23 protein-coding genes and 6 tRNA genes are annotated in these 21,286 nt (G+C 41.1%); 1 reads left to right on the top strand and 28 read right to left on the bottom strand.

From position 1 onward, the window contains the following. Positions 1-5 precede the first annotated feature (5 nt). The 14 genes from N8N51_RS09860 to tgt all read right to left on the bottom strand — a co-directional run bounded on the left by N8N51_RS09860 (position 6) and on the right by tgt (position 11,521). A complete protein-coding gene (locus tag N8N51_RS09860; protein WP_004257442.1) occupies positions 6-959 on the bottom strand; it encodes a class I SAM-dependent methyltransferase in 954 nt (317 codons plus the stop codon). A gap of 60 nt (positions 960-1,019) precedes the next feature. Continuing rightward, the gene (locus tag N8N51_RS09855) at positions 1,020-1,607 is read right to left on the bottom strand and encodes a class I SAM-dependent methyltransferase (RefSeq protein WP_025172898.1); all 588 of its coding nucleotides are present in this window, start codon (positions 1,605-1,607) and stop codon (positions 1,020-1,022) included. A gap of 32 nt (positions 1,608-1,639) precedes the next feature. After that, a complete protein-coding gene (gene comGG / locus N8N51_RS09850; protein WP_004257448.1) occupies positions 1,640-2,053 on the bottom strand; it encodes a competence type IV pilus minor pilin ComGG in 414 nt (137 codons plus the stop codon). Next, a complete protein-coding gene (comGF, locus tag N8N51_RS09845) occupies positions 2,031-2,492 on the bottom strand; it encodes a competence type IV pilus minor pilin ComGF (RefSeq protein ID WP_261104107.1) in 462 nt (153 codons plus the stop codon). The genes comGG and comGF overlap by 23 nt, the downstream gene beginning before the upstream one ends. Continuing rightward, positions 2,455-2,757, bottom strand: coding sequence for a competence type IV pilus minor pilin ComGE (gene comGE / locus N8N51_RS09840; protein ID WP_153199764.1), 303 nt, complete (start codon positions 2,755-2,757; stop codon positions 2,455-2,457). The genes comGF and comGE overlap by 38 nt, the downstream gene beginning before the upstream one ends. Then, the gene (comGD, locus tag N8N51_RS09835; protein ID WP_049546625.1) at positions 2,720-3,154 is read right to left on the bottom strand and encodes a competence type IV pilus minor pilin ComGD; all 435 of its coding nucleotides are present in this window, start codon (positions 3,152-3,154) and stop codon (positions 2,720-2,722) included. The genes comGE and comGD overlap by 38 nt, the downstream gene beginning before the upstream one ends. Beyond that, positions 3,117-3,440, bottom strand: a complete 324-nt coding sequence (gene comGC, locus N8N51_RS09830; RefSeq protein ID WP_000738641.1) for a comG operon protein ComGC — start codon at positions 3,438-3,440, stop codon at positions 3,117-3,119. Before comGC ends, comGD begins: the two co-directional genes overlap by 38 nt. Position 3,441: 1 nt before the next feature. Then, positions 3,442-4,458, bottom strand: a complete 1,017-nt coding sequence (gene comGB, locus N8N51_RS09825; protein ID WP_261104114.1) for a competence type IV pilus assembly protein ComGB — start codon at positions 4,456-4,458, stop codon at positions 3,442-3,444. Beyond that, positions 4,406-5,347, bottom strand: coding sequence for a competence type IV pilus ATPase ComGA (comGA, locus tag N8N51_RS09820; protein ID WP_261104103.1), 942 nt, complete (start codon positions 5,345-5,347; stop codon positions 4,406-4,408). The genes comGB and comGA overlap by 53 nt, the downstream gene beginning before the upstream one ends. Positions 5,348-5,422: 75 nt before the next feature. Further along, positions 5,423-5,788 carry a DUF1033 family protein gene (locus N8N51_RS09815; protein ID WP_049532016.1) on the bottom strand — a complete coding sequence of 122 codons (366 nt, stop codon included), beginning with the start codon at positions 5,786-5,788 and terminating at the stop codon, positions 5,423-5,425. Between the two features lie 149 nt (positions 5,789-5,937). Then, positions 5,938-6,996, bottom strand: coding sequence for a zinc-dependent alcohol dehydrogenase family protein (locus tag N8N51_RS09810; protein ID WP_049510020.1), 1,059 nt, complete (start codon positions 6,994-6,996; stop codon positions 5,938-5,940). Between the two features lie 161 nt (positions 6,997-7,157). Further along, positions 7,158-8,309 (bottom strand): N-acetylglucosamine-6-phosphate deacetylase, encoded by a 1,152-nt coding sequence (gene nagA / locus N8N51_RS09805; RefSeq protein WP_176139655.1) that lies wholly within the window; start codon positions 8,307-8,309, stop codon positions 7,158-7,160. Between the two features lie 151 nt (positions 8,310-8,460). Continuing rightward, entirely contained in the window at positions 8,461-10,278 is a 1,818-nt protein-coding gene (locus N8N51_RS09800) for an acyltransferase family protein (RefSeq protein ID WP_261104102.1), read from the bottom strand. Between the two features lie 100 nt (positions 10,279-10,378). Beyond that, on the bottom strand, positions 10,379-11,521 hold the full coding sequence (gene tgt, locus N8N51_RS09795; protein ID WP_001285237.1) for a tRNA guanosine(34) transglycosylase Tgt: 1,143 nt from the start codon (positions 11,519-11,521) through the stop codon (positions 10,379-10,381). A 116-nt stretch (positions 11,522-11,637) separates the two neighbouring features. On the opposite strand from tgt, the gene N8N51_RS09790 reads away from it, so the two are divergent. Next, complete coding sequence (locus N8N51_RS09790) at positions 11,638-12,495, top strand: DUF975 family protein (RefSeq protein ID WP_173875723.1); 858 nt, start codon at positions 11,638-11,640, stop codon at positions 12,493-12,495. 27 nt (positions 12,496-12,522) lie between these two features. Here the strand turns inward: N8N51_RS09790 and pcp are convergent, their stop codons facing one another. From pcp to N8N51_RS09720, 14 genes are all read right to left on the bottom strand, one after another. Then, positions 12,523-13,167 carry a pyroglutamyl-peptidase I gene (pcp, locus tag N8N51_RS09785; RefSeq protein ID WP_173875722.1) on the bottom strand — a complete coding sequence of 215 codons (645 nt, stop codon included), beginning with the start codon at positions 13,165-13,167 and terminating at the stop codon, positions 12,523-12,525. A 217-nt stretch (positions 13,168-13,384) separates the two neighbouring features. Further along, a complete protein-coding gene (locus tag N8N51_RS09780; protein ID WP_150923264.1) occupies positions 13,385-13,747 on the bottom strand; it encodes a DUF1304 domain-containing protein in 363 nt (120 codons plus the stop codon). Between the two features lie 10 nt (positions 13,748-13,757). Then, a complete protein-coding gene (locus N8N51_RS09775; RefSeq protein WP_173875721.1) occupies positions 13,758-14,183 on the bottom strand; it encodes a MarR family winged helix-turn-helix transcriptional regulator in 426 nt (141 codons plus the stop codon). 318 nt (positions 14,184-14,501) lie between these two features. Next, positions 14,502-15,704: a LysM peptidoglycan-binding domain-containing protein gene (locus N8N51_RS09770; RefSeq protein WP_173875720.1), complete on the bottom strand. Its 1,203-nt coding sequence runs from the start codon at positions 15,702-15,704 to the stop codon at positions 14,502-14,504. Between the two features lie 162 nt (positions 15,705-15,866). Then, positions 15,867-16,490 (bottom strand): HAD family hydrolase, encoded by a 624-nt coding sequence (locus tag N8N51_RS09765; RefSeq protein WP_173875719.1) that lies wholly within the window; start codon positions 16,488-16,490, stop codon positions 15,867-15,869. Positions 16,491-16,493: 3 nt separating this feature from the next. Next, positions 16,494-17,774, bottom strand: coding sequence for an MATE family efflux transporter (locus tag N8N51_RS09760; protein ID WP_045606637.1), 1,281 nt, complete (start codon positions 17,772-17,774; stop codon positions 16,494-16,496). A 60-nt stretch (positions 17,775-17,834) separates the two neighbouring features. After that, positions 17,835-19,319 (bottom strand): threonine synthase, encoded by a 1,485-nt coding sequence (gene thrC / locus N8N51_RS09755; RefSeq protein ID WP_261057434.1) that lies wholly within the window; start codon positions 19,317-19,319, stop codon positions 17,835-17,837. A gap of 75 nt (positions 19,320-19,394) precedes the next feature. After that, positions 19,395-20,672, bottom strand: a complete 1,278-nt coding sequence (locus N8N51_RS09750; RefSeq protein ID WP_173875717.1) for a glutamate-cysteine ligase family protein — start codon at positions 20,670-20,672, stop codon at positions 19,395-19,397. Positions 20,673-20,779: 107 nt separating this feature from the next. Beyond that, positions 20,780-20,863, bottom strand: a tRNA-Leu gene (locus tag N8N51_RS09745). A 9-nt stretch (positions 20,864-20,872) separates the two neighbouring features. Beyond that, positions 20,873-20,944: transfer RNA gene (locus tag N8N51_RS09740), tRNA-Gln, on the bottom strand. Positions 20,945-20,957: 13 nt separating this feature from the next. Next, a tRNA-His gene (locus tag N8N51_RS09735) sits at positions 20,958-21,030 on the bottom strand. Between the two features lie 14 nt (positions 21,031-21,044). After that, a tRNA-Trp gene (locus tag N8N51_RS09730) sits at positions 21,045-21,115 on the bottom strand. Positions 21,116-21,119: 4 nt separating this feature from the next. Further along, positions 21,120-21,200 (bottom strand) — tRNA-Tyr (locus tag N8N51_RS09725). A gap of 12 nt (positions 21,201-21,212) precedes the next feature. After that, a tRNA-Phe gene (locus tag N8N51_RS09720) sits at positions 21,213-21,285 on the bottom strand. Position 21,286 lies beyond the last annotated feature (1 nt).

Raw genomic sequence — 21,286 nt, 5'->3', positions numbered from 1 at the left:
CTATTTTATATTTCAGTACCTTGAGTCCATTTTTGAAAATTTTCTTTAAATTTCATTAAAACACCTGCATCTTGCAAGCTAGCAAGCGGATAAACAAAAGGATCTACTGCTGTTTCACTTTTCTTCTGTAAGATAAAAATCGTCTTTGATTGTTTAGCATTAGCAAAGAGATTTTCAGGCAGACTGATCATCGCAACCAGACTCGCTTCCTCTTTCAACCACCCTTTCAACAAATCACTTTGAGGGCTGGTCAACAAATCACTCGGAGCGAGAAAAATAGCGTATCCATCTGACTTGAGATACTTAAGTCCTTGTTCCATGAGCAAGTGATGGGCGTAAGTATGTTCTTGGCTAGAAGCAACTTGATGACGCAACGCAACGGCATCATCAGGATAATAGCCGACAGGCAAGTCGCTGATGACCACGTCGCTTTCTTTGAGCATCTGTGGACGAACGGCATCCCCTTGGACAAAGCCAGCCTGTAAACCAATTACATCTGCCATGCTAGCTGCCAAATCAATCAGCAAATCATCCACTTCCATTCCCAAGTAATCCACCTTTTTATCAAGCGAGGTCAAGAAAGTAGCGCCCAAAATTCCCATGCCAGAACCCATTTCGAGAATAGTGATTTCCTCCTCTTTAAACAACTCTTCCACAATAAACACCAAAAGTAAGGCAATAGCATCCGGTGTAAACTGGTGATTAGCCTGTAGGGGTTCTGTTTGCCCAGCCTTCATCAAGAGAAACTGGTAGGTCTTGAGCCATTCTTCTTTGCGTAGCGCTAAACGTTTAAGGGCCTGATTGTTCTCTTTGACCTGCTCTAGCTCAGTTTCTCCATCCAGATAGATGCTGTTTTGCTCCACCAGGGCGTCATAAAAGTTGGTCGCCAAATCACTTTGAATGACTTGGACATTCTCTAGTAAATAGGTATAAGCTTGTTCAATTTTTTCAAAATCCATATTCCTATCTTATCAAATTTCCCTTCTTTTTTCCATCCTTATAGAAAAATCACTCCCTGACTAGGCGAGTGATTTTTGGGCTACTGTTAAAAAGAGTTCTGAGTAATTTCCTTGAAACAGGTCTTCAGCGCTATAGAGAATCTGACTATGCACAGATGAAAAACCAAACTGGGCTAGCTTGTTTTCCAGTTCAACCAATTCAAATCCATGATGGCTAGCTTCTGTCTTGGTAAAATCAGCAAGTAAAAGTTGTCCATTTTCTCTCAGATGTTGATGAAACAGTGAGAGAGCCGCATCCAAATCAGGCATATGATGAAGAACCCGACAAACAACAATGAGATCAAACTCTTTCTCCAAGGGTTTTTCCAGTAAATCTTGCTCCAAAAACTGGATATTCTTGATGTCTTGCTGCTCCGCTTTCAAACGAGCTTGCTCCAGCATTTTCTCCGAAATATCCACCAATGTTACAGACTTGGCCTGCTTGGCTAGGGGCAAGGTTAACAGACCCGTCCCTCCACCGAAATCCAAAATTTCTTTGTCTGATAGAAGATCAATCTGTTTCTCGACTGCTTGACAAACCAAGTTTGCAAGGAAGATATTTTTAGGGGAATCAAAAGTTTCTGCTTTGTGGTTAAAATCATGTTTCATATTTTTAGTTTAGCACAAAGTAGCCTGATTGGCTAGGAATTCTCTTTCTTTTCAACCTTCTCTTCTGTTTTTTTCTTCTCTGCTTGATCACTTGAATCGGTCGCTACCTCTTCCTTTTTATCCGTTTTCTCTTCTTTTATTTTGACGGAAGGAAAGATGAACTCATATTGGCTCTTAGGCGTACGAATCCTTGTCACTAAGCTTGTTTTCTTATTTTGATAACTCACCTGACCCATATTAAAGGCCTGTTCCCCACTTTCCTTATCAACCTTATCTTTGGTTCGCTTGGCCATGGCAAAAGCAACCAACTTTTCTTTATTTAAAGCATAGTCTTGATAGTGGGCGACTTGTCGGTTCAAGTAAAATTGTAACAAGAGACTAAAGATAGCTGCTATGCTTACCGCATAGAGGAGGACTCCTGCCTTAACTTTTTTCTTTTTCCACACGATAGATGAACTCCCTTTCTAAGCCTTTTTGGAACTGAAAATGAAAGCGAACCAACTGATTCTCCTCTGTAATCTGTGCAGATTTGAGTCCATAAACCATAGGCTGATAACCTCGTCCACTGGCATCAGTTTTCCGAAAATCATCCGATTTTAACTTACCAATAGAGATATCCTTGCCATCCTGCTTCATATAAATGCGATTACCTTCTACTTTTTCGAACTGCGAACGGTCTAATTCTGCCTCCAACTGGTCCACAAACAGGAGCCACTCCTTTTGCTCGCTTTGCTGCTGGTAGCGAACTTCTGAAATGAGGAGCTGACTCATGGCTTGAAAGAGGAGTAGGCTCCCACTGATAACAATAAGGGCAATCAGGGATTCCAACAAGGTGAAAGCCTTGACCTTATGGCTCTTTGATAGCCAACAACTGTTCTGAACCATGATAAACCTCCAATCCCTTTTCACTAGAAAACACCTGAATCTTAACTCCGTTGATGTTTACCTGATTTTGACCTGTCTGCAAGGCCATCTTAGCTACCCTCAAAACTTCTTCCTTTTGCAAGATTCTTGCTTCTTCCTGCCTATTTTTCTGAATTTGTCCCAAAAGGAGGGTTGCAATGCTAGCAAAGATAGCTAAAGCAACTACTGCTTCCAGTAAAATCACTGCCCTAATTTTTTGTTTCCTTAATGCGTTTAATTTTTCCATTTCCTAGATATAACTGATAGCGAATCGTTCCTTTACTGGTCTGAAATTCAACCTTAGCCAGGGACGAATTTCCCCCAGCTCGGTCAAATGTAATACTTTGTCCTGATGGTGCCTGAATTCCTTTAGGAACTGTCAACTTTTGACTGTCATTACTGATTGTGTGCCCATCTAAGTTTAGACTAGTCTTTTGCTGACTAGCTACACTGCGTTTTTGAGTTTCCCGATAGAGTTCTTCAAACTCCATAAAGAAAATCTGCTCCTCTACCGCCGCAAAAGTGGACTGGACAGAGCCGGATAAGCCCAAGGCAAGGATACTCACAAGTCCCAAAACCAAGAGGCTTTCCAGCATGGTAAATGCCTTAATCTGCAACGGTTTGACTGGTATTTTGTTTAGCATGGTATTCTTTATAAGCTTTAGCCTGTTCTTCTGTGATTCGCCCATCTGCTTGTAACTTACTTAGGCTAGCATCTTCATTTTTATCCAAACTATAAAGCTCTGCCTGGCTTTCTACCACCTTAACAACAGCAGCTTTCCCTTTGTCGTTGACTGCTTCTTTTTGCTTGGTCAGATTAGGTACAAAGAGCAGGAGAAGCACGCTGATGATGAGCAAGACCACCAACATTTCCACAAGTGTGAAAGCCTTCACTTTCGCTTTTTTCAAGAATGTCATCATTTTTTTCATGTTAAAAATTTACCTCCATATTTTGATACATGGGCATGAGCATTGCCGCATAAAGTAAAACGATAATCAGAGCCACAAAGATAAAGACCAATGGCTGCACCAGATTCATGGTACGATTGACTCGGGTAAAAAAGGTTTCCCAAGTTTTTTCAGCATAGATTTCCAACTCACTCCCCAGCTTGGACTTGACTTCCCCATACTCGATGATAAGACTCAACTCCTTTTTAAAGAAAGGATAGGTTGCTATTGTTTGAGAAAATTCCCGACCATTTTGTAGGGCTTGAGCCAAATCTCGACCGATTTCTTTAAAGAGTTGGGAACCTTGTTCCTGCATGATCTGAAAAATCTGCATCAGCTCCATCCCCTGCGAAATCATATTCCCCCATTCACGCGCATAATAAGCTGTCAAATAGGTTTGCACAAAGATTCCAAGAAAGGGAAGGCGTGCTAAGATAGAAAAGACCCGCATCTTAGAACTTCTTTTATAAAAAGTTAGTGCTAAAAGGACACCTACTGAAACAAACCCTACCATGCCTAGAAAAATTTGTGGCAGATTACCGATAATTTGAGTGGCAATATTGCTACTATCCAGTTGTGGTAGTAGGTAGTTGCGTAGTCCCAGCATAATTAAGAGAAGAAAACCCAGCAAAATCAAGGGATAGGTCGCTACTTCAATTAGTTTTTTCTTGACCTTGGCAAGATTGTCTAGATACTCTTCTATCTTTCCCAAACTCAGGTGGAGATTTCCATGGACTTCCGCTAGGGATAACTGAGTGACAATGGCACTTGAAAATCCCAAACTTTCCATCATTTCTGAGAATGATTTCCCCTGAGACAAGCCCGTGCGCATCTGAGTCACACTCTGCTTGTCCAACAAGGCACTCCTATCTAAAAAGGAGATGGTCTCCACCAGATGAAAACCGCTGGAAAAGAGATTGTTAAACAAGGTGATGATATTTTTTTGCTTAGCTGTAGCTAATTTTTTCCGTTTCAGCCTGAAGACTTGTGATATGTCCATCTTTAAGAAGCTGGTCAATCTGTTCATTCCAGCTAGTTGACTGGTGTTCTTGATAGTCTTTGTTTGCAAAGTCAACGATTCCTCCTCCCCCGATTAATCTCTGGTAGCAGACTCCTTGCAGAACGACTGCCAATTCCTCCTCACTCACGCCCAACTCCAGTAAACGTTCATAAACTCCTCGGATACTCTTGGCATGAATGGTTGAAAAGACTGTCGCACCTGTCAAACTGGCTCTGACCACTGCACGCGCTGTCTCGCTGTCCCGAATTTCTCCGATAATCAGGAGGTCTGGTCGATGACGTAGGGAAAGTTTGATGAGATTTTCATACGTCAACCCGATTGTTTCGTTCAACTGCAACTGGAGCATGTCGTCCTGCTTGATTTCTACAGGATCTTCGATGGACATAACTTGTTGCCCCTTAAAAAGGGACTTAGCTAATTCATGCATCAAGGTTGTCTTGCCACTTCCGACTGGACCAGCAAAAAGATAAAGTCCCCGTTGTCTGTACTGCTTGCCTAATTCTTCAATATCCTGAAACCAAAAATGCAAGTCCTGCTTCTCATCATGCAACAAACGAATAACTAAACTCTCATACCCTCGATAATCGCCTACGGTAGATAAACGTAGGGACGCCATCTTCTGGTCATAGGCATAATCGCAGGAACCAAGTTGACTACGTCGCTTTTCTCCAACATTCATACCAGCTACAAACTTAAAGTGACTGATAACGGCCGCAAACTTTTCAAAATCATAACAACCGATTTTACAGCGCTCGTCTCCGACCCTCATATGAAGCTCATAAGCGTCTAGCTTAGGGACAAAATAAATATCCTGCGCCCCTTTTTTCCGGGCCGAGCGAATGATTTCTTGTGCAATTTCTTGAACCATACTTACCTCCTCACCTATACTATTCGCAAAGATTTGGAAAAATAAAAAAAGCAACTCCAAAAAGTTACTTTTTCTCTATTTTAATTTCATACGGCAAGAACGGTGCCTTTCCTTACCTGTTTGTTTTTCATAGCCTGGACGTAATTTTTCATCTGGGATAACCTGCTCATCCTGCAAAAGAGCTAAAGAATGGTATTGTTGTAAATACTCATCACATTCATCACACCAGCGTTGGTCTTCTGGATCCCAAAAAATAGTCATCAAGTCACTTCTACTTTTATAAAGAGGGGATTCTTGTTCCAATCTAAACCAGCAAGTTTTGTAGTATTTGAGAGCATCATAATACTGGTCAAATTTTCTACTTGCTACAATATCTTCTTCCCAACCTTCTATAAACCACCAAGGTTCAAAATCTCCGTACATTTCTATAACACGATACATATTCATTCATTCCTTTGTACCGTATATTATAACCAATTCCGCTAAACAAGGAAAGAAATATGCTCATTTCTTAATTTTTTGATAAAAAATCCAGCCATCTTATGATGACTGAATTTCTATTTGCTTATGTTCCAAAATGTTTTTACTACTTAAGCTTCTGAAATATCATTTTCGATAATGACCTTAATTGCATGGTGGTCTGCTGCCTTACTGAAAACTTCATAGGCTTTTTCAATTTCACTTAGTTTGAAATAATGAGTTACCAATTTTTCTGGTTCAATCTTATGACTTTCAAGAGCTTTCAACAATTGTGGAGTTGTATTTGTAGATACCAAACCAGTTGTTACATTGATGTTGCGAATCCAAAGTTTGTCCAAATCGAATTCGACTGGTTTACCATGTACACCACAGTTGGCAACTGTTCCGTCTATACCGATAATCTTTTGACAGAAATCAAATGTTGCAGGAATACCAACAGCTTCGATAGCAACATCTACACCACGACCATCTGTCAAATCATAAATTTCTTTAATGGCTTTTTCAGGGTCTGAAGAATTAACCTTGTGAGTCGCACCAAATGATACAGCAGTTTCCAAGCGGTTATCGTCTAAGTCCACCATAATCAATTTGGCTGGTGAGTAGAACTGAGCTGTCAAAAGAGCAGCCAATCCAACTGGACCTGAACCAATAATGGCAACGCTGCAACCAGGTTCTACTTTCCCTTTCAAGACACCAATTTCATATCCAGTAGGTAGAATGTCTGATAGCATAACCAAGGCTTCATCTGACAAATCTTCTGGAGTATGGTAGAGAGTGTTATCTGCATGAGGGACACGTAGATATTCAGCCTGCATACCATCAATCAAGTGACCGAAAATCCAGCCCCCTTCATCTTCACAGTGAGCATAAATTCCTTTTTTACAGTAGTAGCATTTACCACAGGCACAGACACAAGAAATCAAGACCTTGTCGCCTTTTTTGAAATTAGAAACTCCTTCTCCAACTTCTTCAACAATCCCAATCCCTTCGTGACCAAGAATGGTACCACTTTGGCAAGCAGGAACATCTCCTTTGATAATATGGAGGTCTGTTCCACAAATAGTGGTTTTTACGATACGCACAATAGCGTCTGTTGGCTTGCGAATCACTGGTTTGTCAACGTCAACAAAAGAAGCAAGTCCTGGTTTAACATAAGTATAAGCTTTCATAAAGCACTCCTCCGTTTTTTATTTGTACTATTTATAACATGATTGTAAGCCTTTTCATTTGTTTGTTCAAGTTTTTTTGTGATTTTTTTAACTTTTTTATTTACTGGTAAAGCAATATAGATAAAAAAACAGAAGCTAATCTCTAGCTTCTGCTTTCTCTCTTATGCTTGATAACGTTTCACACCGTCTAGGTAGGTTGCTACCAATTCCAAATCTTTATCTAATACGATAAAGTCCGCATCATAACCTTCACGGATTTGGCCACAGACATCATCAATGTGAACAGATTTAGCTGGGTTGAGGCTGGCCATCATGACTGCTTCATGCGGATTCGCAATTCCCCATTCGACCACATTCTTCAAACCATCCTTGAGTTTGAGGATAGAACCTGCCAAATTACCAGTAGATTTGAGACGTGCAGTTCCATTTGCTACTACAACAGGGAATTCTCCCAACATATAGTCACCGTCTTCAAGCCCACCAGCTGTCATACAGTCCGTAATAAGAGCGATGTTTTCTGTCCCCTTTTGCTTAAGTAAAATCTCACAAGCTTTTGGATCTACGTGATAACCATCACAGATCAATTCTGCATAAGTATGTGGGAGCTCATACATAGCTCCTACCATACCTAGTTCGCGGTGTGTTAAACCACGCATCCCATTATAGGCATGTACCCATACACTAGCTCCAGCATCAACTGCCTTCTTAGCTTGTTCAAATGTCGCATCTGAGTGTCCAAGTGCAACTGTCACACCTTCACCTGTAATAGTACGTACAAAATCTTCCACCCCATCACGTTCTGGTGCAATAGCGATTTTATTTAGCATCCCTTTTGCAGCATCCTGCCAAGAATGAAACTCCTCAACACCCGGGTCTCTCATATAAGTTGGATTTTGTGCCCCCTTAAAAGTTTCTGTGAAATATGGACCTTCATAATAAATCCCACGAATCTTAGCACCTGTTGCTTCTTTATAATGGTTTCCAAGATTTTCAGTGACTGCAAGCAATTGCTCATAAGTGGCTGTTAAAGTTGTGGGCAAGAAACTGGTAACACCGGTACTAAGAAGTCCCTCACTCATAGTATGCAATGTACCTTCAATGTTGTTGTCCATCACATCTACACCTGCATATCCATGAATATGAGTATCCACAAGACCTGGTGCAATGCTATAACCAGTATAGTCAAGAACCTCTGCTCCTTCAGGAATTTGATCCACATGTTTCCCAAATTTGCCATCAACAAGTTCTAAGTACCCACCGCGACGAATGCCAAATGGATAGAAAAACTGATCCGCTTTAACGTAATTAGGCATAATAATGACCTCCTTAAAAGATTACTTTTGATATTTATTATGTCAATTACATTATAAACCTTTCTGATTCATTTGTAAATGGTATAGACCTGTTTTCTAGATATATTTTAAAAGAGCTGGATTTCTCCAACTCTTCTCTTTTTAATACAAGTTATTTTGATTTGACTGGCTTGTCTTGAGCTGTTTGCAAGGCTGTAGCAATGGTATCTGCATACAATTTAGCTCCTGCTTCAATCTTACTATTGTCACTTCCAAAATGGACTTGATCTGTTCCTGCCCAGATTTCTGGATGTTCCTTAGCAGCTTGATTCCAATCTGCTATCGTGATGTAAGGAGTCTTCTCTGCCAATTCTCTCATATAGGCAGCAGCCTTCTCAACGATGGCATAGGTCTCTTTTGTCTTATCTCCCTCATAAGGAGTCACCAAAACCATATGGTGTCCCTTAGGAAGATTTTTCACGATACTATCCCAGTCTTCCTTGTAATTTTCAGGATTATTTACCCCAGTTGCAATAACCACCATCTTTGGTAGAAATTTATTCTGGCTATTGTTGAGCATGATTTCATTGGCATTCTTAGTTGTTCTGCTGACCTGTGCGTTAATCTGTGCTCCAGGAAGGGCTGTCTGCAGGGCTGTATTTGCCCTTAAGGCCACCGAGTCACCAATTAGCATAGTGCCATCAGCAATTCCTAAACTATCAGCTTCTGCTCGTTCTGTCATCACCTTGGTCTGGCTAATATTTGTTGCGGCTTGCTTCAAGCCATTGACAGTTAAGTCTGTCTCAAACGCTCCCACTTGTGGTGCCAACAAAGTCACTAAGAGGACAATGAAGGCCAAGATTCCTGTACTTGTTGCAAGAATTGCGTGAATATAAGGCAGGGAACGAAGAGTTTGTAAAATAGGTGTGCTCTTTCCTGCAATCCACGGCTCCAATACATAAAATGAAAGACTGGCAAATCCATAAGAAAAAATCAAAGTTAATAACACAGCAAAAAGATTTGAGGTCAACTGTGAGAATATGATATAGAAAGGCCAATGGAAAAGATAAACCGCATAGCTAGTATCCGCTAAAAAGCTGATCATCTTTGGCTCCTGCACGTTAGGAGTCTTTTCATGTAAGACACGCGCCGCCAGAATCATAGCAATGGCTGAAAGGCTGGCAAGCAAGAAGCCCATAAGATAGGCAAAGAGATAGGTAAATTTGACAAAGAAGGTCAAAATGAGTAAGAAGCCAAAACCTCCTCCAAAAACTAAAAGGGTCTTGCGTAAATCCCAGATTTTATCCAACTGCTTAACTAAAGAAGTTGTCTGACGAACGCCTACGATAGTTGCTAACACACTTCCCAAAAAGAATGGATAGACATGAGTTAAACTGGAGAAGTAAACAGAGGAATAAGAGGTTACTAGAAAACTACCAATAAACATGGAGAAGAAGCTGATCAAGAAGGCAACAGCAGATAAGAGAAAGACCATTCCTCTCAACTGACCATTTGATCTGGACTGTTTAGATAAGAACCAAACTGCCAATCCCCAGAGGATATAGTAGTGAACCTCAACAGCCAAGCTCCAATTATGAACAAACAAATGAGGAATGAACTGAGATTCATAACTCCCACCTGTTAGGATTTCATAGAAGTTGGTCATGAAGCCTAAGACACCCGCAATCTGACCCCCAATTCCAGCCACATAATCTTGCCGAACTAGAAAGGTAAAGGGCATGGTCACCAAGACCATCAAAACCACAGGTGGCACAATCCGATAAAAGCGTCTCCTAAAAAATCCAACCAAATCAATTTCATGATTTTTAGAAAATTCTTCGATAAGTAGAGCCGTAATCAGAAAGCCTGAAAATGTGAAAAAGACATCTACCCCGAAAAATCCTCCAGGAAAGATTGTCTGAAAGAAATGATACAAGAGTACCAAAAGTAAACCTGTAATCCTAATCAAGGAAAACCATTTAATACGCATACGAGTTTATTCTCCCTTTCATTATACACTTTATTCTATCAAAAAAAGAAGAAAAATCCCAAGAGAAAACTTAGGATTTTTAGCTTATATCAATTCCAGTTTAAAAATTACGGCCTGACTTATTATAGCCGTATTTTTCAACAAAATACTCACGGAATTCCAAGAGATTGTCATCCATGATGGCTTGTCGCACTTGCTTCATCAGGTTAAGCAAGAAGTAAAGATTGTGATAACTCGTCAAGCGGATACCAAAGGTTTCATCAGCCTTGAGCAGGTGACGAAGATAAGCGCGTGTATAGTTCTTACATGTGTAGCAATCACACTCAGGATCCAGTGGCGTAAAGTCCTCAGCAAACTGAGCATTTTTGACAACCAAACGACCTTGACTGGTCATACAAGTTCCGTTACGAGCGATACGAGTCGGCAAGACACAGTCAAACATATCCACCCCACGAATCACCCCATCAATCAAGCTATCTGGCGCTCCCACACCCATCAGATAGCGAGGTTTGTTTTCAGGCAACAATTGGGTTGTAAAGTCCAAGACAGCATTCATCTCTTCGTGGGTTTCTCCCACCGCCAAACCACCGATAGAGTAGCCTGGGAAATCCATACTGACAAGGTCATGAGCCGATTGGCGACGCAGGTCTTCAAATCCTGCCCCCTGCACAATCCCAAACAAACCTTGGTCATGTGGACGACGGTGAGCCTTCAAACCACGCTCAGCCCAACGACTGGTACGCTCGATTGATTTCTTAACGTAGTCGTAAGGTTGATAAAACTGAGGACATTCGTCAAAGGACATCATGATGTCTGAGCCCAGATTGTTCTGAATAGAAATGGCTTTTTCTGGGGACAAGAACATCTTAGAACCATTGAGATGGTTTTTAAAGGTTACTCCTTCTTCTGTGATATTACGGCTATCTGCTAAGGAATAAACCTGAAAACCACCACTATCTGTCAAGATAGGCTGGTCCCAATTCATGAACTTGTGGAGACCACCTGCGCGTGCGATGAGTTCATCTCCAGGGCGAAGCCAGAGATGATAGGTGTTTGACAGGATAATTCCCGAACCCATCTCCTTCAATTCTTCAGGCGACTGAGTTTTGACAGTGGCTTGTGTCCCAACCGGCATAAACATAGGTGTCGGGAAGGTGCCATGGGGAGTGATGATTTCGCCCAGACGAGCTCCTGTGTGTTTTTCTTTCTTAATCAAACGATATTTGATTGGTGAATCTGACATTTTTTACCTCCGAAGCTGGGAAAGACAGTCCCAGTTCATACTTTGTGCCCAAGGGCATACTGTATGATTTTATCAAAAAAAGCTGGAACTGTCACGAACTATGGTATAATGAGAGAATGAAATACCCAAAAATTGATTTAAAAACCGTTCGTGTGCAAGCCAGACAATTTCAGGCTGAAAATCCCCGCCTCTTTCTCGTCTATCTCTTACCTAGCATGCTGGTTATCTTGTCTGGCTTCCTCAATCCCTTAGAGCGTATCAACGAAGCAATTTTAGAACAACCCTTTTTAAGCGTGTTTGGCCATGTATTCCAAGCCTACCTTTTTCCTCTATTAGTCTCCTTTATCGGAACTATTCTTCTAACCAGTTCAGTTTATACAACGCTGAAACTCATCAAGAATCCAGATACAGAACTATCCGTCAAAAATAGTCTCACTCTCTTTAACGAAGAGCACTTTTCACAAACCTTTTTGACTCTCCTTCTCAAACGCTTCTATCTCTTCTTATGGAGTATTCCTAGTTTACTCGGAATTTACTTTCTCTTTTACAGTAGCTTTTTAGCCAAGAAATTCGTTGCCCTCCATCCTGAGTTTCCTAATCTGGATTTCACGTCAATTGAAACCGAGCGTTTCCTCATGACCTTTGGTCTTTATTTTCTAGCAAGTATCCTCTTAATGATTATCGGAAATAGTCTCTATATTCCACAATACTATGCCTATTCTCAGGTAGAATTTCTCCTCTGTGACACCCTAGACTTAGGACAGGCCAAACCAGGACAAATCCTTAAAACCAGCCATTTCCTGATGAAAGGCTACAAATTTCAACGCTTTGTCCTAGACTTACAACTCCTTCCTTGGTACTTCCTCAATTGGATTACCTTTGGAATTGCTAGTTTCTCACTCCTACCCTACATTCAAATCAATAAAATAATTTTTTACCGAGCAGTACTGGCTCGAAAACGTCCAAAAGTTTGAAGGTTTTTCCCTCAAGCTTTTTTTCTATCAATGAGTTTCTCCACCTACCAACTTAAGATCCTGATCTCCATGTTCGATAATGGCCCCGATTGCCGCTTCTATCCCTCGCATAATGTCCACTAAACTCATAGCTGGAGTGGTCGGTCGATTCACCACCTGTTCCATCATATAAGGAATATGCATAAAACCTGCCTTAACATGTGGAAATTTCTTTTCTACCAAATAGAGGACTTGATACATCAAATGATTGCAGACAAAAGTCCCTGCAGTATTGGAAACAGAGGCCGGCAATCCCTCTTTTTTTATAGCTTGAACCATCGCTTTAATCGGCAGACTACTAAAGTAGGCCGGAGCACCGTCTGGGCGAATGGGAAGGTCAATCGGTTGATTACCTTCGTTATCCGGGATGCGTGCATCGTCTTGATTAATGGCCACTCGTTCAGGTGTCAAGCTAGATCTTCCACCAGCTTGGCCAATACAAAGGACAAAGTCAGGTCGATAACAACTCATCTCTTCTTCCAATACTTGGGCCGATTTGTGAAAGACTGTTGGCACTTCTAGCCAACGAACCTCAGCACCATGGATTTCAGCTGGTAAACCTTTAATGGCCTCCAAAGCTGGATTGACCATTTCCCCTCCAAAGGGCTCAAAACCTGTCACTAATACTTTCATTTCTAACTCCTCAAAACAAATTCAATGAGACTTTTTCTTAAAAACAAGTATAACATATTTCCCTTGTTCTGGAGTGAAAAGGACTAGCGAGTCTAGGATTGGTCTCTGATACTCAATGAAAATCAAAGAGCAAACTAGGAAGCTAGCCACAGTCTGTACTTGAGTACGGCAAGGCGACGCTGACATGGTTTGAATTTGATTTTCGAAGAGTATGAGCTTATTTAAAGAGAAAAATACTAATCAAGGCCAAAATAGCTGGTCCACCTTGCTTCAAAATAATTTTCTTATCTGCTGTCAGAGAGCCATAAGCCGCAGCCCCAATCACAAATAAAACAAAAATAGTCACAATTTCTAAATTCTGTGAGAAATAAATTCCATACAGGAGAAAGACTCCTAGCAGAGCGTTATAAATCCCTTGATTTTTAAACAGTGAACTTACAGACGGACGAGCTAGTTCTTCCTTTTCCATGTTAAAGTCTCGACTGGTTGCATCTGATTGCGTTGCAATACTTTCCAAATAAAAAATGTAAAAATGCTCCAAAGCAACGATCGTTGCTAGAATGATTGTCATAATTGACATATTTTTCTCCTTAAATCTCTATATTCTCAATACCCAAAACCAATTTATTTAATAAACGTCTGAGTTCTGTTCTTTCAGACTCTGTTAAGATACTTTCCATCGCTTCTTTAACCTTGATATGCTGTAGAGGTGGATTCATCACTAACTGCTCCTTCGCATACTTCGTAGTCTCTACCAACACTTCTCGCTGATTTTCAGGATTACGATGACGCTCCACCAAACCTTCCTTTTCTAAAATCTTGAAATGTCGTGTCAAGGCGGCCTGATCAATCTTCAAACGCTCCTGAACCGCTATTTGATTACAAGGGGAATGCTTCAGCAAAAATAATAAAATCTGATACCGTGTCAAACTAATCCCAAGCCTTTTTTCAAACAATTGCGTACTCGCTTGCTCAGACAAGCGGAGTTGATAAAGCAAATCTTGAATCTCTATCATTTCTTTCTCCTTTTAATTGATTTATCAATAGTTGATTTATCAATTATAATGCGAAGTAAAATAGATTGCAAGAATGTTGCTTCAATCATTACAAAATGGTAACTTCCATTTTCCATTCATATTGATACTCAATGAAAATCAAAGAGCAAACTAGGAAGCTATCCGTAGGTTGCTCAAAGCACAGCTTTGAGGTTGCAGATAAAACTGACGTGGTTTGAAGAGATTTTCGAATAGTATGACAAAGAAAAAACGAACGAGACTCGCTTCCTATCACGAAAGCTAGATCTCATTCGTCAAAATGATATTACAAAGTCTGGTTTATCCATTCATTGAAACGTGAACGTGATCATAGTGATTTTCTGTCACGCTACCACGGTCTGGCATTGGGTTCCAAGTATTAGCTGGCCCATATTTGCTATCGAATGGAGCATAGAAACGTTGTTTCCAGATGATGTAACTAATTCCTCGGCTGGCCATATTTTGAACAGCGTATTCCGCAACCTTATCCCCTAGTTCTGAGCTTTCTGGTACCATAAAGTCGATAGCCAAACCTTTTCCGTGATCTCCACTGTCCCCTGGACGGTAACCACTAAAGGATGTAATGCCAAACAAGTTAGCAATTTCTTCTTTAAAGGCAGCTGTTTGTGGTTGAAGGCCTGCATTTTCAGATTTCGCTAACGCAAGTCCAGCATAATCGGGCGCTGCTGGAGCTGCGTAAGTTGTTGAAACTGTTTTCTTCTCTTCTGGTTGATAAGTAGAAACTACTGTTGTAGCTTCTTTTGATGAGGCTTCTTTTGCTTCTTCTGAACTTGTTGCAGTTGTTTCAGGCGCTTTTTCTTCTACTGGTGTTGTAGTTTCTTCCACTGTTGCCTCAGGTTGAGGGCTGGCTTGTGTTTCCTCTTTCTCAGCTGGAATCGTTGCCTGAAAAACTGCTTCTGCAACTGCACTGCTTGTTTCGACTGTTTGCTCCTCTGACGTTGAGGTGTTTGTAGATGGTGCCACTTCTTCTGCGGTAGCAACTGTCTCTGCAACTTCTGAACTTGATGCTACTTCTTTTGTACTTGTAGTTTCTACTGCTTTTGGCGCTTCTGCAATTGGTTGAGAAAGATCTGCAACTTGAACAGTTTGATCATCAACCGTCACTTGATTGGTTGTCAAATCTGCTGTCGCAGTTGTCACTTCTTCACTAGAGTCTGCTTGAGGAGTTTGGATTTCAACTTCTGTTACTTCTTCTGCTTCATTGACAGTCGTTGTCAAAACAGTTTCTGGGAAAATCAAGTCCATATTCGTGATTTTATTCAAATTCGCAAGAACTGTGACATCTACACCCAAGGCTTCTGCAATGGTGCTCAAGGTATCACCATACTGAACGGTATAACTTGTTTTGTTATCCGTTTTAGTCAAATCATTTTGGATTTGCTCAACACTACGTGCAGTCCAAAGAACTTCTTCTGCTTGAGTTGTCAATACTGGGGCAAATGACAAGGCTACTGTTGAGGCTAATAATATTCTTTTCTTCATTCTTTCAAATTCCTTTCAAATGAGTACCTGTCTATGATAACACAAAAAATGCAGAAACAAAGCCCTCTCGGGCCTATTTAACAGAACTGTCTATTCCTTGTAACAAACTCGGTTACTTGAAACAGTTTGTTAGGTCACTGTCACAAAACTGACACAATCTTTTTATCGCTCAGCCTTAAAAAAACGGGAAATATCTGCTAACGCTTGAATCCTGTGATTTCCTTCATAAGTCGACTCTAAAAAGTTGAGGCTTTGAATACCACTATTCTGGGCAAATTCCACATCCAGAGTCCGATCCCCTATATAATAGGTCTTCTCAGAATCCAACTGATACTTGTCTAACAGATAGGTAGCCGCTTCTGAACTAGGTTTACGCGCAAAGCCACTCTGACTGGTTAAAATCTCCGTAAAATAGGACTCCAAACCCAAATCTCTGAGAATGGTAAGAGCATTGTCTCCCTTATGAGTGTAAACAAACTGCTGAATTCCTGATTCCTCTGCCCAAGCTAGCACCTCACGCGCACCTGGCATCAAAACTACCTGAGCATTCTTCTCAGCCAAACTCTGGGCACGCACCTGATTTAGCACTTCCGCATCCAGTTTTCTCTCTTCCGCCACCTGCACAAGCAAATCCTGCACAGAATACTTTAGGATAAACTCTCTCACCTTCTCTTTATCATAAGGAATAGCAAACTGACCAAAAGTCTCCTCAATCCCTGATAAAATCGCTTCATAAGAGTCCAATAAAGTCCCATCTAAATCCCAAATAAAAGCTGTTTTTTGCATTTCCTATCCTTTCAAGCTCACATAGCGCTGGTAACGATAGCGTAGAAATAACCAACGAAAACCATTATCCAAAAGGGTTCCGGCCCAAATACCGGGCAAGCCCCAACCAAGCACAATCCCCATCAGATACCCTGTTCCAATGCGGATACACCACATTCCTATACTTGTCGCATAAAAGGGAAGCCGAGCATTGCCCAAACCCTGCCAGACTGCTGTATAGATGACTGTTCCTATCGTCATAGGAGTACCAAGTAGTGAAAAAAGTGTCACTAGTACACTAGCCTCCACCGCTAGAGAATCAGTCGTATAGAGATGAGTTAGTGGTATACCCAAAGCATAGATACTGAAGGTCAAGGGTAACATGAGGAACAGAGAAAGCCAAAAGGTTTGCTTACTCAAACTAGCGACTCTTTTCCAATTATCCTCCCCAACTGCTCGAGCCACCAGCATGACCGTTGCCGTAGCGACGCCAAAGGCAGGCATATAGTTAAACTGGGTCAAGACTTCTCCGACTGCATTTCCAGCCACTGCCTCTGTCCCGAAAGACACAACCAAGACAATGATAACGACATCTCCAGCACGCATCATAAGCCGCTCTCCAGCTGCTGGCAAAGCTAAGGTCAATAGTTCCTTATCTAAACCAAAAGTCGGTTTCTCAAAAGGCAACTTTAATTGCGACCATAAAATCACAAGACCTACCAAGCGAGACAGAATAGTTCCCCAAGCAACACCAGCTATCCCCATATCAAGAACAAAAATAGCTAGACTGGAAAAGAGAATATTCAAAGCATTTGACAAGAGACTAACATAGAGAGGCAGACGTGGATTATGCGTTGCACGAATCAAGGCACCCAGACTGGTCATCAAGCCCAAAAGAACAATCGATCCGCCTACCAAAGATAGATACAGTCCTCCACTCTCAACTACAGCCCTCTCCGTTCCCAATAGTCCTATCATCTCTTGCCCAGCGAAGATGGACAAAGCTCCTAAAAGGAAACTTAATAGTAAGGTAATCTTAAACGCCTCAGTCACATGATAGGCTAGCATAGATTGATCCTTCTGCCCCAAACTTTTTGAAATAACACTGGAAATAGCAGCCCCCAGAGCGATGAAAATCGCCTGGTAAATCGTGATAATATTGCCAGCTACTGATACACCCGAAATAGCTATCAAGCCCAAGTGGGCTACCAAGTAACTATCCACCATCCCCATGAGCATCTGCAAAAAGTTTTCGCCCATAGCTGGTAAGGCAATATTAAGAATGTCTTTATTTTTCTTAAACAATCCTTCCTCCTGATGAAAAGAAACTCAGTTGGTTTCCCAACCGAGTTTACTCCCTCTGTCTTAAAGTCCTAGATAAGCCTCAACCGCTGCTTGCATGTCAGCAGCCGCCACAGTTGTCTTATGACGAACAGGAGCTGTTTCAAGCCCGTCAACTGCTGGCGGCACTGCCACTCCTGAAATATCATGTAATTGAGCCAAAGCTTCAAAGTCGCCAAGCCCTGATTTTCCAGTTACAGCTTCTACTGCAACCACTGGGAACTTGTATGGACTCGCTGTTGAAGCAATCACTGTCTTAGTCACATCGCCAGTAGCCGCTTGGTATTTCTTATAAACTGCCGAGGCAACCGCCGTATGTGGATCCTCGATATAGGAATCTGACTCATAAACACGCTTGATTTCTGCCGCTGTTTCTTCCTCAGTCGCATATTCAGCTGCAAAGAGGTCCAAAATCTCTGCATCAAAGTCTGTCAACTCATATTGTCCTTGCTTGTTCAAGGCATTCATGAGTTCAGCTGTTTTAACCGCATCATTACCTAAAAGATGGAAAATCAAACGCTCCAAGTTTGAAGATACCAAAATATCCATAGATGGACTAGTAGTCACTTTAAACTCACGTTTCTTATCGTAAACACGTGTCTTGAAGAAGTCTGTCAAAACATTGTTATCATTTGAAGCACAGATCAATTTACCAACTGGTAAGCCGATTTGTTTGGCATAAAAAGCAGCCAAGATATTTCCAAAGTTTCCTGTTGGTACGGTAAAGTTGATCTGTTCACCAGCCACAATCTCACCAGTCTTAACTAACTGAGCATAGGCATAAACATAATAAACAATCTGTGGCACCAAACGACCAATATTCATAGAGTTTGCAGATGAAAATTGCAACTTGTTAGCCGCTAATCTTTCACGAAGAACTACGTCGTTAAACATGTGCTTCACATTTGTTTGCGCATCGTCAAAGTTACCATCAATAGCGATAACATGAGTATTGTCGCCAGTCTGAGTGGTCATTTGCAACTCTTGTACCTTGCTGACACCATCCTTTGGATAAAAGACGATAATCTCAGTACCAGGTACATCCGCAAATCCTGCCATAGCAGCTTTCCCCGTGTCACCAGATGTCGCTGTCAAGATGACAATCTTGTTCTCCAAACCATGTTTCTTAGCAGCTGTTGTCATAAAGTATGGCAAAATAGACAAGGCCATATCCTTAAAGGCAATTGTTGAACCATGGAAAAGTTCCAAGTTATATTGTCCGTCTAATTTCACTAATGGCGCGATAGCAGGAGTATCAAATTTGCTATCGTAGGCATTGTTGATACAGTAATCCAACTCCTCAGCTGTAAAGTCATCTAAAAATGCCGACAAAACTAACTTAGCAACTTCCTGATAAGAAGCATCTTTCAATTTGTCAAAGTCCAAATCTACCTTTGGATAAGTAAGCGGTGTAAACAAACCACCGTCCGTCGCCAAACCTTGCAAAATAGCTTGACTAGCAGTTACTGTATTGTTGGCATCACGCGTTGATTGATAAACTAATGTCATTACTCTCTGTCCTTTATCTATAGTCTCATCCATTATATCATGATTTTTCAGAAAATTCTCCTTTTGTAAGAGAAATTATAGGCCCAATTCTTCTTTCAAAGCCTGTAAGTAGGTCATTTCTTGCTTATTTCTCATCTCCAGTCCTTCCTCAGCTAGAAGGAGTAAGTCTTTGGAAAATTCAATAATCGCAGTTTTTTCCTCAGCTATAAGATTTTTTTTAGAAAATTGCCGTCTTAAAAACTTGTAATCACGACCAAATTCTTTAAAGAAAGGTACTGTTTCTAAGTAAGCTTCTAACTTATCTAAATTAACCAACAATCCTAAGTGAAAAGCTGCTGAAGCGAAGGTTCTATCTAGAGGTTGAGTACACACACTACGAAACTCAACTGTTCCACGAGTCGTTAAGTCTTGGTACTGATAACTACGATGTGTTTCAAAATCCTTCTCTTGAGGATAAATAATAATCTCATCCCCATTAAGTGCATATGCTTGGATTTCAGGTGTTGTCAGGTACTCGCTTGCCTGAATCGGATAAAAATAATAGGTTTGTTCATCACGTTCCGCAGTAAAAATTGCAGAATGATCTAGATAATCAAAAAAATCATCCTCATCTTTAAAGAGTCTAGCATTGACCCCGACGTTTTCTGGATAGATACCATGCATCGATTCTTCCCAGAAAATATCCCTTGCAATTCTCGTATCCCAATCCTCACCTGAAAACTCAGAATTAGCAAATAAATAAGCCTTAGCAGCTTCAATTTGGGTAAAAGCATTAATCACCCGTAAGTATTTAGACTTTGAAACATCCAACTGTACCTGACTCCCACAGATAAAAGCACCATATTCAGGGAAATGATGTAAGTCTGATTTAGTCACATTTCTACTCAAATTCAAATAGTCCATCAACATCTGATAGCGTGGGTAAACCACTGGACAATTCTCATTTTTATCCCAGTTGGGATGAATACCACAGCCAACAATAGCATGATTTGATTCAGCTAACTTTTTCTGGATTACTACCATATAATTGTTAAAACGATTTTCGACCTCTTGAATCGTTTCTGTCTTACCAAATGCAAACTCAATCGTAGTATAGGAAACTTCAAATAAAATAGCATCCTGACTTAATGGGTCCACTAACTGAATAGGAGTCCCAAAATCATCAACCTTTTCGACAGTAAAGTCCAAAGCATAAACTAAATATCGGAATAAGTGTTTGATAACTTCAACATCTGTAGCATCCCCTTCCAAGTTTACAACAGGATATTCCAGCTCAATCCCGACAAACAATCCAGGATTTTCTTTAATATTTTTCAAATACCGATGTTTTAATAAATCGATAGAACGAGACATACTTCCCTACACTTTCATAATCTAAATAAAATTTGAATAACTATTATTATACCAAAAATAATATAAAAAAGGAACGAAGATTTACAACGTTCCTTAACTCTATACTATACCGGCGGCCGGGGTCGAACCGGCACGTCCTTGCGGACACTGGATTTTGAGTCCAGCGCGTCTGCCAATTCCGCCACGCCGGCAAATAGTAACTGGGGTAGCTGGATTCGAACCAACGCATGAGGGAGTCAAAGTCCCTTGCCTTACCGCTTGGCTATACCCCAATAATATAAAATAGGCGAGTGATGGGGATCGAACCCACGCATGCCAGAGCCACAATCTGGTGTGTTAACCACTTCACCACACCCGCCATAATTCTATTAACACGGGCAGTAGGAATTGAACCCACACTGAAGGTTTTGGAGACCTTAGTTCTACCTTTAAACTATGCCCGTAAAATGGAAGGGGAGGGATTCGAACCCCCGAACCCGAAGGAGCGGATTTACAGTCCGCCGCGTTTAGCCTCTTCGCTACCCTTCCAAAATATATAAATGGCGCGAGACGGAATCGAACCGCCGACACATGGAGCTTCAATCCATTGCTCTACCAACTGAGCTACCGAGCCT

Origin of the sequence: Streptococcus mitis, from assembly GCF_946188685.1 — a bacterium.
In the GTDB taxonomy this organism is placed as follows: Bacteria; Bacillota; Bacilli; order Lactobacillales; family Streptococcaceae; genus Streptococcus; species Streptococcus mitis_CC.
Note: the sequence above shows the minus strand (reverse complement) of the source record. Positions and strands in the feature narration are given on the sequence as shown.